This is a genomic window from Nocardiopsis chromatogenes YIM 90109, from assembly GCF_000341185.1.
In the GTDB taxonomy this organism is placed as follows: Bacteria; Actinomycetota; Actinomycetes; order Streptosporangiales; family Streptosporangiaceae; genus Nocardiopsis_A; species Nocardiopsis_A chromatogenes.
Genome location: NZ_ANBH01000250.1, coordinates 1 through 12,982, shown reverse-complemented (window position 1 = coordinate 12,982; position 12,982 = coordinate 1). Strand labels below are relative to the sequence as shown.

The 12,982-nt window shown below is 74.4% G+C and carries 10 protein-coding genes and 1 pseudogene; 4 read left to right on the top strand and 7 right to left on the bottom strand.

From position 1 onward, the window contains the following. Positions 1-214 precede the first annotated feature (214 nt). Positions 215-805, top strand: a complete 591-nt coding sequence (locus tag D476_RS0123065; RefSeq protein WP_017626286.1) for a DUF1707 SHOCT-like domain-containing protein — start codon at positions 215-217, stop codon at positions 803-805. A 62-nt stretch (positions 806-867) separates the two neighbouring features. On the opposite strand, the pseudogene cydC reads toward D476_RS0123065, so the two are convergent. From cydC to D476_RS0123035, 6 genes and pseudogenes are all read right to left on the bottom strand, one after another. Then, a pseudogene (gene cydC / locus D476_RS34270) lies at positions 868-2,675 on the bottom strand (thiol reductant ABC exporter subunit CydC). Continuing rightward, complete coding sequence (gene cydD / locus D476_RS0123055) at positions 2,672-4,468, bottom strand: thiol reductant ABC exporter subunit CydD (protein ID WP_017626285.1); 1,797 nt, start codon at positions 4,466-4,468, stop codon at positions 2,672-2,674. The pseudogene cydC and the gene cydD overlap by 4 nt, the downstream one beginning before the upstream one ends. 21 nt (positions 4,469-4,489) lie before the next feature. After that, positions 4,490-5,542 (bottom strand): cytochrome d ubiquinol oxidase subunit II, encoded by a 1,053-nt coding sequence (gene cydB, locus D476_RS0123050; RefSeq protein ID WP_017626284.1) that lies wholly within the window; start codon positions 5,540-5,542, stop codon positions 4,490-4,492. A gap of 35 nt (positions 5,543-5,577) precedes the next feature. Continuing rightward, entirely contained in the window at positions 5,578-7,029 is a 1,452-nt protein-coding gene (locus D476_RS0123045) for a cytochrome ubiquinol oxidase subunit I (RefSeq protein ID WP_017626283.1), read from the bottom strand. A gap of 334 nt (positions 7,030-7,363) precedes the next feature. Then, positions 7,364-7,825: a DUF3515 domain-containing protein gene (locus tag D476_RS0123040; RefSeq protein WP_017626282.1), complete on the bottom strand. Its 462-nt coding sequence runs from the start codon at positions 7,823-7,825 to the stop codon at positions 7,364-7,366. Positions 7,826-7,849: 24 nt separating this feature from the next. Next, entirely contained in the window at positions 7,850-8,083 is a 234-nt protein-coding gene (locus tag D476_RS0123035; protein ID WP_026123776.1) for an Lrp/AsnC family transcriptional regulator, read from the bottom strand. Positions 8,084-8,218: 135 nt separating this feature from the next. On the opposite strand from D476_RS0123035, the gene D476_RS0123030 reads away from it, so the two are divergent. Further along, complete coding sequence (locus tag D476_RS0123030) at positions 8,219-9,226, top strand: thiamine-phosphate kinase (protein WP_026123775.1); 1,008 nt, start codon at positions 8,219-8,221, stop codon at positions 9,224-9,226. 160 nt (positions 9,227-9,386) lie between these two features. Further along, entirely contained in the window at positions 9,387-10,019 is a 633-nt protein-coding gene (locus D476_RS0123025) for a cellulose binding domain-containing protein (protein ID WP_017626279.1), read from the top strand. 264 nt (positions 10,020-10,283) lie between these two features. On the opposite strand, the gene rpmB is transcribed toward D476_RS0123025, so the two are convergent. Beyond that, a complete protein-coding gene (gene rpmB, locus D476_RS0123020; protein ID WP_017626278.1) occupies positions 10,284-10,469 on the bottom strand; it encodes a 50S ribosomal protein L28 in 186 nt (61 codons plus the stop codon). A gap of 596 nt (positions 10,470-11,065) precedes the next feature. Here rpmB and D476_RS0123015 point away from each other — a divergent pair. Beyond that, positions 11,066-12,982 (top strand): ATP-dependent DNA helicase RecG (locus tag D476_RS0123015; protein WP_017626277.1); only part of this gene is annotated, 1,917 nt, incomplete at its 3' end.

Genomic DNA, 12,982 nt, shown 5'->3' with positions numbered 1-12,982 from the left:
ACCGGGAGTTCCCCGAGGAGATCCCCCTCATCCCCGACCGCCCTGCGGGCGCCCGGGTGCCTGATCATCGCACGGACCGCACCCGTTCCGCCGCCCGTTTCCGCGCCCCGCCCCTGCCGGGGCGCACACGTCCGCTCCGGCTATCGTGATGCCGAGCACACCGGGATCGGAAAGGGAGCGGGGAGCCGTGAGCCAGGAGTATCCGCGCGCGAGCATGCGCTGCGCCGACGCGGACCGGGAGCGCGTCGCAGGTGTCCTGCGCGAGGCCGCGGCCGCCGGACGCATCACCTTGGGAGAGCTGGACGAGCGCCTGGACGCCGCCTTCGCCGCGCGTACCTACGGCGACCTCGAACCGCTCACCGCCGACCTGCCCGAACAGGAGGGGAACACCGAGCCGCTCGCCCCGACCGCCGGAGCCGAGCCGGAGGAGGCCTCCCGGCCCCTGGTGCTGAAGTCGTCGGCGGGCACCATCGTCCGCCGGGGGGAGTGGGTCGCGCCGCGCCGCATCGAGGTGACCAACCCGATGGGCAGCACGGTGCTGGACTTCCGGTCGGCGGCGCTGTCCAGCGGCACCACCGAGGTCGCCCTGACCTCGTCGTGGGGCGAGGCCCGCCTGGTGCTGCCGGACGGGGCGACGGCGGACGTGCGGGTGGACGCCTCCTGGTGGGGCAGCGTCGACAGCCGCGTCCCGGCCAACCCGGACCGGCCCAACCCCCACTTCGTGATCACCGGCGAGGTCAAGGGCGGCAACCTGAAGATCCGCTACAAGAGCCGCTTCGACGACATGTTCGGCCTGCACGGCTGACCGGCGCCGGACCGGGCCCGGGGCGGGGTACGGGCCCCGAGCCGCCGCCCGCCCGGAGCCGCTCAGCGGCCCAGCCGCAAGGCGTCGCGGTACCAGCCCGCCCGGTCGGCCAGCTCCTGCGGGGCGCCCTGCTGGAGGACGCGGCCCTCGGAGAGCACGTAGATGCGGTCCATCCGCTCCAGGCCCGCCAGGTCATGGGTGATCAACAGGGTCGAGAAGCCCTCGGCGTCCGCCGCGTCCAGCACGTCGGCCATCACCGCGTCCCGGGTGTCGGGGTCCAGGTGCGCCGTCGGCTCGTCCAGGACCAGGATCCTCGGCGCCGCCAGGACCGCCCGGGCCATCGCCAGGCGGCTGCGCATGCCCCCGCTGAGCCGGGTGCCGTGCACCCCCACTTCGGTGTCGAGCCCGTGCGGCATCGCCCGGACCTCGTCGGCCAGGCGCGCCCGCTCCAGGGCCTGCCACAGCCGATCGTCGCCGCCGTCGTCCTCGTCGGGAAGTGCCAGCCGAAGGTTCTCCCGCAGGGTGGAGGCGAATACGTGCGGGTCCTGCGGCACGCCCCCGATGGCCCGCCGTGCGTCGTCCCGGTCGTAGCCGACCAGGTCGCCGCCGCCGAGCTCCACGACCCCCGCGTCGGGGTTCCGGAAGCGCAGCAGGACTTCGGCCAGGGTGCTCTTGCCGGCGCCGCTGGGCCCCAGCACCGCCACCTTGGCCCCGGCGGGCACCTCCAGGTCGATGCCGCGCAGCGCCCACGGCTCCTGCGGGCCGTACCGCACCTTCAGCCCCCGCACCCGCAGGCCGGCCGGGGGCGGATCGGGCAGGGCGGCGGGTTCGGCGGGCGGCTCCACCATGGCCGGGGTGTCCAGCACGTCGAACAGGCGCGCGCCCCCGGCCCGCAGCGCCCCCAGCCGGGCCGCCACCGCGGGCAGCGGCTGCACGATCTCGAACGCGGCGAGCGTGGTCAGCACCAGCACCGCCAGCGGCACCGGGTGCAGCGACCCGTCGTCGACCGCCGCCACCCCCAGCAGCAGGGACGCCCACACCGTCAGGCCGGTGACCAGGGCGGTCGCCCCGGCACCGAAGCCCAGCAGCCCCGCGTCGCGGCGGGCCAGCCGGGTCAGCTCGGCGTCGGCCTCCTCCACCCGGTGCACCGCCCGGTCCATGGCGCCGTAGGCGACCAGGTCGGGGGCGCCGTGCAGGGCGTCGACGAGCGAGGTGGACAGCCGCCCGCGCGCCTCCGCCTGGCGCTCACCGGGCGCCCGGCCCAGCCGGGCGGCGACCAGCGGCACCGCCAGCCCCGTGAGCAGCAGCCCGGCGGCCAGCACCAGCCCGCCGGGGACCAGCAGCGCCGTGCATACGGCCGTGGTGACGCCGCCCGCNNGCCCCCCCCCGCCACCACCGCCACCAGCGGCGGGGTGAGCCCGCGCAGCAGCAGGTCCTGGGTGGACTCGGTGTCGCTGACCAGGCGGGAGACCAGGTCGCCGGAGCGGAAGCGGCGGATGGGCTCGGTGCGGGCGAGTCGCTCGTAGACCTTGACGCGCACGTCGGCCAGGGTGCGGAAGGCGGCGTCGTGGGTGACCAGCCGCTCCAGGTAGCGCGCCACCCCGCGGGTGACGCCCAGGGCGCGGGTGGCCACGATCGCCACGCTCAGCGCGGTGATCGGCGGGTGCTCGGCGGCCTTGGCGAGCAGCCAGGCGGCGATACCCAGCAGCGCCACCGCCGACCCGGTGGCCACCGAGCCGAGCAGGACCCCGAGCGCGAACCGGCTGCCGCGCGGCCAGGCCAACAGGACCATCCGCACCAGCGGGTCGCGGCCGCGGCCGGGAGCGTCGGCGCCCGCGGTGTCGGGGGCGGAGACGTCGGCGGCGCTCATCGCAGGGCCTCCGTCTCCACGCGGCCCGCTCGGACGGGGACCGTCTCGTCCACGTGCCCGGCCCACCCGGTGTCGTGGGCCACCACGACACCGGTGCGGCCCTCCAGCAGCCTCGCGACCGCCGTTCGGACCGCCGCCGCGTTCTCGGGGTCCAGGTGCGCGGTGGGCTCGTCCAGCAGCACCACCGGCGCATCCCGCAGGAACGCCCGTGCCAGGGCGACGCGCTGGCGCTGCCCGGCCGACAGGCGCGCACCGCGCTCGCCCAGCGGGGTGGCGTACCCCTCGGGCAGCTCCCGGATGAAGGCGTCGGCCTCGGCCAGCTCGGCGGCCCGGCGCACGGCGTCGTCGTCCGCGTCCGGGGCGCCGAGCCGGATGTTCCCGGCCACGGTGTCGTCGAACAGGTAGGGGTGCTGCGGCACCCAGGCCAGGCGGCGCCGCCATGCCGCGGGGTCGATCCCGTCCAGGGGGATGCCCTCGGCGGCGTGGGCGGGCACGGCCAGGATCCGGCCCTCGGTGGGTTCGATGAACCGCAGCAGCAGCGACAGCAGCGAACTCTTGCCCGACCCGCTGGGCCCGGCCAGCAGGATGCGCCGTCCGGCGGGCACCTCCAGGCCGACGCCGGTCAGCGCGGGCCCGTCCCGGCCCGGGTAGGTCAGGCCGACCCCTTCCAGGCGCAGCCCCAGGCCCTGTTCGGGCAGCTCGGCGGTGCGGTCCCGGGACGGCTCGGGGGCGCGCGGGGCGCCCTCCGCGTGCTTGTCCAGCTCCTTGAACACCTGCTCGGCGGCGGCCACGCCCTCCATGCTGGCGTGGAAACGGGAGCCGACCTCGCGCAGCGGCAGGTAGGCCTCGGGCGCCAGGATCAGCACGAGCAGCGCCGTCTGGTAGTCCAGCACCCCGTACATCAGGCGGATGCCGATCTCGACGGCGACCAGCGCCACCGCCAGCGTGCTCAGCAGCTCCAGGACGAACGCCGACAGGAACGCGATGCGCAGCGTCGCCATCGTGCTGGAGCGCTGCTCGTCGGTCATCCGCCGGATGATGCGGGCCTGGGCCTTGGTGCGGCGGAAGACCGCCAGCGTCGGCAGCCCCTCCACCACGTCCAGGAAGTGGCCGCCCAGCCGGTGCAGGCGGCGCCACCGGCGCTGCGTGCGCTCCTGGGTGTGCCACCCCACCAGCGCCATGAAGACCGGGATCAGGGGCAGGGTGACGGCGATGACCACCGCCGAGATCCAGTCCGCGCCCGCCACGACGACGAGCACGGCCAGGGGGACGAGCACGGCCAGCACCAGCTGCGGGAGATACCGGGCGAAGTAGTCGTCCAGCGCATCGAGGCCCCGCGTGGCGAGCGTGGCGACCTCTCCGGCGTCGGCCGTACCCGTCCCGGCGGTGACGGTCCCCCCTGACGATCGGACCGTCCCGCCGTCCGGGGGAGGCGAGTCCCCCGGCCCGTCCTCGGACCCCGCCCGGGCGCCGGTCACCGGTCCGGTGCCGGTCACGTGGGCGACCAGGCGTCGGCGGAGCTGCGACTTGGCACGCGCCGCCGAGCGCAGGGCGGCGGTCTCGGCGCCGTACGACAGCGCCGCCCGGGCGATGGCCACCGCGGCCACGGCGGTGATCGCCCAGGAGAGCGCGTCCAGCCCCGCCCCGCGGGTGGCCCCGGCGATCGTGTAGGCCAGCAGCCAGGCCTGGGCGAGCACCATGCCCGTGGTGAGCAGGCCGCTCGCCACGGCGACGGCCAGGTGCACGCGGACGGCGTCGGCCGTCCGGACCAGACGCGGGTCGAGGGGGCGCATTCGGTTCCCTTCAGTGGCGCGCTACTCGGCGGCGGGCGCGGGGCCCGTGCCCTGTCCGCCACCGCCACCATAGGCGGGCGCCGGCTCGATCTGCTCCCGGGTCACCCGCTTGCGGAAGACCCAGTAGCTCCAGGCCTGGTAGGCGAGCACGACCGGGAGGAAGACCACGGCCACCCAGCTCATCACGGTCAGCGTGTACGGCGCCGAGGAGGCGTTGGCCACGGTCAGGTCGTAGGCCGGGTCCAGGGTGGAGGGCAGCACCGCCGGGAAGAGCGACCCGAACAGCGCCACCGACGCCAGCCCGATGGTCACCGCGGTGCAGGCGAACGAGCGCCCCTCCGAGCCGCGCAGCGCCAGCAGCACCCCCGCCACCAGGGCCACCGCCGCCGCGGCCACCACCGGCCAGGTCCACGCCTTGCCGTGGGCGAGCTGCGTCCACACCAGGAACACCGCCCCCGCCGGGACCGCCACGACGGCGGCGCGCAGCGCCGCGCTCCGGGCGCGGGCGCGCACCGGCTGGCCGGTCTTGAGGGTGAGGAACAGCGCCCCGTGCAGCAGGAACAGCGACAGCGTGGTGACGCCGCCCAGCAGTGCGTAGGGGGTGAGCAGGGAGAGCAGCCCGGCGCGGAGGATCTCGTCGCCGTCGACCGGCATCCCCTGCACGATGTTGGCGAAGACCAGCCCCCACAGGAAGGCGGGGACGGCGCTGCCCCAGAAGATCGCCCGGTCCCACCAGGCGCGCCAGCGGTCGGTGTCGCCCTTGCCGCGGTACTCGAAGGCGACCCCGCGCACGATGAGCGCGAGCAGGATCAGCAGCAGCGGCAGGTAGAACCCGCTGAAGGCGGTGGCGTACCAGGCGGGGAAGGCGGCGAACATGGCGCCGCCGGCGGTGATCACCCACACCTCGTTGCCGTCCCAGACCGGCCCGATCGCGTTGATCATGACCCGCCGGTCGACGTCGCGCCGCCCGAGGACGGGCAGGAGCATGCCGACGCCGAAGTCGAACCCCTCCAGGATGAAGTAACCGGTCCACAGGACCGCGATGGCGAGGAACCAGACGGTTGCCAGATCCATGTCTCAGGTCTCCTAGCGCGTGGCGCGGTGGGGGCTCAGTAGACGAACGCGGGGACGTCGCCGGTCTCCTCGCCGTCCTCGGGCTCGGGGACGATGTGCGAGGGCCCGGCCTTGACGTAGCGCCACAGCAGCCCGGCCTCGACGACGGCGAGCACGCCGTAGATGAGGGTGAACAGGGCGAGGGAGAAGGCGACCTGGCCCAGGCTCACCCCGGGCGAGACGCTCATCGCGGTCAGCAGCTCGCCGTGCACGGTCCAGGGCTGGCGGCCCATCTCGGTCAGGACCCAGCCGAGGATGTTGGCGGCCAGCGCGGCCGGCAGGGCGGCGATGGCGGCGTAGTAGAACCAGCGGGTCTTCGGCAGCCGCCGCCTGCGGGTCAGCCACAGCCCCAGTGCCGACACCGCGACGCCGAACAGGCCGAACCCGATCATCAGGCGGAAGGACCAGTACATGATGAACACGTTGGGGATGTAGTCCACCTCCCCGTACTCGGCGTACTCCTCGTTGTACTGCTCCTGCAGGTCGTTCATGCCCTGGACGGTGCCGTCGATGGTGCCGGTGGCCAGGAAGCTCAGCACGCGGGGGATGGTGATGTCGATGGTGTTGACGCCGCTGTCGGTGTCGCCGACGGCGAAGGTGGAGAAGGGCGCGCCCTCCTCGGTCTCCCAGTGGGCCTCGGCGGCGGCGAGCTTCATCGGCTCGTACTCGGCGGCGAGCTTGGCCTGGTGGTCGCCGGAGTAGACGACCACGACCCCGGCGAGCAGCGTGACGACCATGCCCGCGCGCAGCGCCTTGCGGAACAGCTCGTGGTCGCCCTTGGGCGGCGCCACACCCTTGTTCCCGGTGTCGCCGTGGCGGCGGCTGCGCCAGAGCTTGAAGGCGCTGACGGCGGCGACGAACATCCCGGCGGTGATGAAGGCGGCCGAGACCACGTGCAGGTAGGTGGACCATGCCTGGGTGTTGGACAGCACCGCCCAGATGCTGGTCAGCTCGGTGCGGCCGTTCTCGGGGTTGACGGTGAACCCGACCGGGTGCCGCATCCAGGCGTTGGCGGCCAGGATGAAGTAGGCGGACAGGTTGGTGCCGATCGCGGCCAGCCAGATGCAGGCCAGGTGCACGCCGCGGGGGAGCCGGTCCCACCCGAAGATCCACAGGCCGATGAAGGTGGACTCCAGGAAGAACGCCAGCAGCGCCTCCATGGCCAGCGGCGCCCCGAACACGTCGCCGACGAACCGCGAGTACTCGCTCCAGTTCATGCCGAACTGGAACTCCTGCACGATCCCGGTGACCACGCCCATGGCGAAGTTGATCAGGAAGAGCTTGCCGAAGAACTTGGTGGCCCGCAGGTACTCGTGCCTGCCGGTCAGATACCAGGCGGTCTGCAGGGAGGCGACGATGACCGACAGGCCGATCGTCAGCGGGACGAACAGGAAGTGGTAGATCGTGGTGATACCGAACTGCCACCGTGCCAGGTCGAGTGCTTCCATGCGCCTCTCCAGTCGGCAATGGACCGATGGGTGCGACCGGCGATCCGGCGGGACCGGGATCGACGGGCCGTAGTACGACACAGCGTAGTGCTACGACGTGTAGTAGATCCACCGGGGTACCGCGGCCGTGGAGCCCGCGATGTGGGCCCCGGAACGACGCTAGAGGCGTGCGGCCCGCCGGTGCAGTACCGGCGGGCCGCTCTTTACCAGGGGTGATGCGGAGTTTTCCGGTGCCCTTGCGCTCTGAGGGGCAGGGCGCGCACCCGCTCCGGGGCGCCGCGCCGAGGGCGTCCCGGGTGACCGAGACCTCATCGCCGGGGGCGGGGCGGCCGGGTCAGTACTCGCCCGGGGGCAGCGCCGGGATCTCGGCCGCGATCACCTCGCTGATCGCCACCAGCCCCTGGGCGGGCGCCCCGTAAGAGGCCGGGACGGACACTTCGACGTAGGCCTCGCGCGCCATGGAGGTGAACAGCGTCGGCTCGTCCTGCGGCTCGGGCAGCCACGCCACCTCGTCGACCACCGTCAGCTCGGAGTCGGGGCGGTAGGCCTCGGGCCGCTCCACCCCGCAGCGCAGAGCGATCACCGGGTCGCCCCAGGCCGCCACCAGGGGGGAGTCCGGGTCGGTGGCGACGCGCCGCTGGTCGTAGAGGGTCTCGGGGAGCCGCTCGGCCAACGCCTCGCAGAGCGCCGCGGTCTCCTCGTCCGGCTCGGGGACGGGGACCTCGACGGCGCCCCCGGTGCATCCGGCCAGCACCAGGACCGTTCCCACCGCGGCGGCCGCCGCTCGCCTGTGCATCGGCCCTCCCGGGTCCTCGCTCGCTCAGATCTGCACGATCGGGCAGGTCAGCGTGCGCGCAATGCCCTCCAGGCGCTGGATGCGGGCGACCACGAGCCGCCCCAGGGCGTCGATGTCGTCGGCCTGCGCGCGCACGATCACATCGTAGGGGCCCGTCACGTCGTCGGCCTCGCGGACTCCGTCGATCCCGCGGATGAGCTCCGCCAGATCCCCGGCCCTTCCGACCTCGGTCTGCACCAGAACATAGGCCTGCACCACGGTGGAACCCTCCAAGATCACCCAGAGAACATGCGGACGGAGCGGCGGCGTCCGGAACCGGCCGCGCGCCGCATTCGATGGGGTGCACGCGGGTCTAGACCACTCCGCCGGATTGGTCACCGTACCCTGAGGGCTGTGTCGAGCACCATTGGGGACCTGGGCGAATTCGGCCTGATCGCGCGCGTGACGGCCAGATTCCCTGAGACGGACGATGTAATCCTCGGGCCGGGAGACGACGCCGCGATCGTCTCCGCCGCAGATCAGCGCGTGGTGGCCAGCACCGACGTGCTCGTGGAGGGACGGCACTTCCGCCTCGACTGGTCCAGTGCGCGCGACATCGGCCACAAGGCCGTGGCGCAGAACGCCGCCGACATCGCGGCCATGGGTGCGCGGACCACCGCCCTCCTCCTCGGTCTGGCCGCGCCCAAGGACCTCCCCCTCGCCTGGGCGGAGGAGTTCGCCGAAGGCGTGCGAGAGGAGTGCGCCGTCGTCGGCTGCACGGTCGTGGGCGGCGACACCGTCGGTTCCCCCACGCTCACCGTCTCCGTCACCGCCCTGGGCTCCCTGGACGGCGCCTGCTCGGTGCGCAGGAGCGGTGCGCGGCCGGGCGACAGCATCGCCGTCACGGGCCCCCTGGGGCTGTCGGCCGCGGGTCTGGCGCTGTTCCAGGAAGGGCTGGCCGACGAGGACGCCGCCCGCACCGCTGCGGCCGAGCACCGGAGCCCCGCCCCGCCCTACGCGCAGGGACCCCGCGCCGCCTTGGCGGGGGCGCGGGCCATGCTCGACGTGAGCGACGGGCTCGCCCAGGACCTCGGGCACATCGCCGCCGCCTCGGGCGTCGGCATCGACATCCGGCGCGACGCCCTCGACCCGGCCCCGGGGCTGCTCGCCGCCGTGGAGCTGCTGGCCGCGGCGGGCCACCCCGCCGGGGGAGTGGGGCGCCCGCCCCGGGAGGCCGCCGTCGACCTGATGGTGTCCGGGGGAGAGGACCACGCGCTCGCCGCCGCGTTCCCGCCCGGAGCCGCCCCGCCGGACGGGTGGTCGGTCATCGGCGCGGTGCGGGAGGCCGCCCCCGACGGGCCGCGCGTCACCGTGGACGGAAGGCCGCCCGAACGCAGCGGATGGGACCATTTCAGCCGGTGAAGCGGCAGGCGGAAGCCGAAACGGGGGGAGGAGGGGCGAACGGGGCAGCCGCGCGGACGGGGTGAGAGAGTCGGGTTTGGGGGGTAAATCACGCTAAGCTGACGCCCCGCGCCGCCTGTGCGGGGCGCGGGACGGAGCGTGGATCGGAAGGCTTTTCGTTATGGGGCGCAGAGGCGGGTCCGGCGGCGGCCGACGCGGCGCGCACCGCTCCGAGCCCGAGCACTCCGGCGCGCTGAGGACCGTCGGCCTGATGCTGGGCAGCACCGTGCCCAAGAGGGTCCGCCCGCCCAGGCTGCTGAGCGTGCTGCTGATCTCCGGGGTCACCGTCGGCCTCGTGCTCTTCGGCTACAGCACCACCCAGATCTACCTCAGGTTCAGCGAGCCGCCCGTCGAGCACGGCACCACCCCCGTCGGCCCCTCCGCCGGCCCGAGCACCCAGGACTCCGGGGGCGGCGAGGCCCGCGCCGAGGAGGACGCCTCAGGCGCCCCCGCGGCCTTGAGCTACACCACCGTCGAGGCCTCGTCGACGGCCTTCACCGGCAGGGTGACCGTCACCAACACCGGCTCGACCGCCCTGGAGGGCTGGGAGCTGGTACTGGGCTTCGACGGGGCGACGGTCACCTCGGCCTGGGACGTGGACTGGGAGGCCACCGGAAGCGGCGTGGTGGCCCGGGCGCCCGCCTCGGGCGGGGGCCTGGCGCCGGGGGAGTCGGTCGAGGTGAACTTCACCGCCGAAGGCGTCGCGCAGCCGCCCAGCAGCTGCACCTTCAACGGGGACTCCTGCTCCCTGTGACGCGCCCGTCAGCCCCCCGGGGGGGCGGCGTGCGGTGCGGCTCCTCAAGGAACGCCGGTGGAAGGCGTCCGCGGAACTCTCGGCGGCCGCCCCGAGGCCGTGACGCTCGCACCGGCCCGGCCGGACGGAGATTCCACCACTCCTGCGGACGCGACCCGCCCGTGGACAGCCCCTGGACAGCACAGAGGGCGCCGCGCCGGATCATCCGGCTGCGGCGCCCTCCGTCGGTGCGTGAGCGCGTCGGCGGTCGGAACCGCCCGCGGTTCAGCGGTCGACCTTGCCCGCCTTGATGCAGGAGGTGCACACGTTCATGCGCTTGGGCGTACCGCCCACGCGGGTGCGCACGGTCTGGATGTTGGGGTTCCAGCGGCGGCGGGTGCGGCGGTGCGAGTGGGAGACACTGTTACCGAACCCTGGGCCCTTGCCGCAGACGTCGCAGACGGAAGCCACGGTAACTCCATTCAAGCGCTCGGGCCCGCATGCGCTCCGCACGCGTGTCGGTCGACCCGAGAGAGGTCTGATGATCATGCAGGTCGGCGCGGTGCGCCAACCGTGGAAGCGTACACGATGCCCAGGACGGCCGCTAAACGGAGCGGACGCCCCTGCGGGGACCGTGCCCGCACCACCCGATCGGCCGCCCGCGGCGGCGTCCCGTCGGATCCGGGACGGCGGTGCGGTCTCCGATTATAGCCCGGCCCGGCCCCTCGCCGGTCCGGTGCCGGTCCGGAGCCCTCGGGCGACCTGCCCGCGAACGTCGCAGGGACGTCCTACGTTGGCGTCCTCTCCCGCCCAAAGGCGGGGGATTCCAGCCAACGGTCCGTGTCCGCCGCTGGCGGTCGACGCCTCATCGCCCGGGCGGCCCTGAAGGCTCCACGCCCTGACAGGGCCTGCCCGGCCCCGTGGCCCCTGGCCATCGGGCCGACACGAAAGAGAGCGCCCCCCCCCGCGTTCGCGCGTGGGACGATTCACCCTCGGCCTCAGGGCCGGGGCACACTCGCAAATGCTAGGTAGGTGTCCGGCGGACCTGCGCGACGGGAGGAACACCGGTGATCAGTTGGGACGAGCCGCTGCGCACCACCCAGGGCGCGGCCGCGGCCAAGAAGTTCGCCGCCGAGCTCGACGTGCACACCGCGGGCGACCTGCTGCGGCACTACCCGCGCAGGTACGCCTACCGGGGCGAGCTGACCGACCTGGCCGCGCTGGCCGAGGGCGAGCAGGCCACGGTGGTGGCCGAGGTGCTCAGCGCCACCAAGCGCGACCTGCGCGGCGGCGGCCGCGGGCGCCCCCGCAGCCTGCTGGAGGTGGTGATCACCGACGGCACCGGGCGGCTCACCCTGGCCTTCTTCCACAACGCCGGGTACCACCTCAAGGAGCTGCGCCCGGGGCGGCGCGGAATGTTCGCCGGGAAGGTCTCCACCTACCGCGGCAAGAAGCAGCTCGCGCACCCCGTCTACGAGATGCTGCCCGAGGACGGCACCGGCGACGAGCGCGCCCGCGAGTTCGCCGACCGCCCCATCCCCGTCTACCCGGCCACCAAGGGCCTGGCCTCCATGACCATCGCCCGCTGTGTGGCCACCCTGCTCGACCAGGCCGACGGCGGCGGGGGGTTCGCCGACCCGCTCCCGCCCGACCTGCGCGAGCGGCACCGCCTGGTCGGGATCGGGACGGCCCTGGAGGGGATCCACCGCCCCGGCGACGGCGACGACATCGGCCGCGCCCGCAAGCGCCTCAAGTGGGACGAGGCCTTCGTGCTGCAGCTCGCCCTGGCGCAGCGCCGCGCGGCCGCCGCCGACGTGCCCGCCCGGCCCCGGCCCCGCACCTCCGGCGGCCTGCTCGACGCCTTCGACGCCGACCTGCCCTTCGAGCTGACCGCCGGGCAGAAGGAGGTCGGCGAGGTGATCGCCGGGGGCCTGGACTCCGCCCACCCGATGCACCGGCTGCTCCAGGGCGACGTCGGCGCGGGCAAGACCCTGGTGGCGCTGCGCGCCATGCTCCAAGTGGTCGACGCCGGGGGCCAGGCCGCGCTGCTCGCCCCCACCGAGGTCCTCGCCCAGCAGCACCACCGCTCCATCACCCGGATGCTGGGCCCCCTGGCCGAGGGCGGGCTGCTCGGCGGGGCCGAGAACGCCACCCGGGTGGCGCTGCTCACCGGCTCCCAGGGCGCCGCCGCCCGGCGCGAGGCGCTGCTGGAGGCCGCCTCCGGGCAGGCGGGGATCATCGTCGGCACCCACGCGCTGCTGCAGGAGCACGTCTCCTTCGCCGACCTCGGCCTCGTCGTCGTCGACGAGCAGCACCGGTTCGGCGTCGAGCAGCGCGACGCCCTGCGCGAGAAGGCCGCCGACGGGCGCCCGCACGTGCTGGTGATGACCGCCACGCCGATCCCGCGCACGGTGGCCATGACCGTCTACGGAGACCTGGACGTGGTCGCCCTGGACCAGCTTCCCGCCGGGCGCGCGCCCATCGCCACCCACGTGGTGCCCGCCCGCGACAAGCCGCACTTCCTCGACCGCGCCTGGGAGCGCATCCGCGAGGAGGCCGCCCAGGGCCGCCAGGCCTACGTCGTCTGCCCGCGCATCGGCGGCGACGACGGCGACGAGGAGGGCGCCGCCGCACCCGCCCCGGACGAGGGCGAGGAGGCGCGCCGCCCCCCGCTGGCGGTGCTGGAGGTGGCCCGCACCCTCGCCGAGGGGCCGCTGTCCGGGCTGCGGGTGGAGGCCCTGCACGGGCGGCTCGCCCCGGAGGAGAAGGAGGCGGTCATGGGCCGCTTCGCCGCGGGGGAGACCGACGTGCTGGTCGCCACCACCGTGATCGAGGTCGGGGTGGACGTGCCCAACGCCACGGTGATGGCGATCATGGACGCCGACCGGTTCGGCGTCTCGCAGCTCCACCAGCTGCGCGGCCGCGTGGGCCGCGGGAGCCTCCCGGGCCTGTGCCTGCTGGTCACCGAGGCCGAGGAGGGCGGA

What these genes read in the sequence shown, in the direction of transcription:
- D476_RS0123065 (WP_017626286.1), top strand. Translation starts at nt 215, where the DNA reads ATGCGCTGCGCCGACGCGGACCGGGAGCGCGTCGCAGGTGTCCTGCGC.
- cydD (WP_017626285.1), bottom strand. Translation starts at nt 4,468, where the DNA reads ATGCGCCCCCTCGACCCGCGTCTGGTCCGGACGGCCGACGCCGTCCGC.
- cydB (WP_017626284.1), bottom strand. Translation starts at nt 5,542, where the DNA reads ATGGATCTGGCAACCGTCTGGTTCCTCGCCATCGCGGTCCTGTGGACC.
- D476_RS0123045 (WP_017626283.1), bottom strand. Translation starts at nt 7,029, where the DNA reads ATGGAAGCACTCGACCTGGCACGGTGGCAGTTCGGTATCACCACGATC.
- D476_RS0123040 (WP_017626282.1), bottom strand. Translation starts at nt 7,825, where the DNA reads ATGCACAGGCGAGCGGCGGCCGCCGCGGTGGGAACGGTCCTGGTGCTG.
- D476_RS0123025 (WP_017626279.1), top strand. Translation starts at nt 9,387, where the DNA reads ATGGGGCGCAGAGGCGGGTCCGGCGGCGGCCGACGCGGCGCGCACCGC.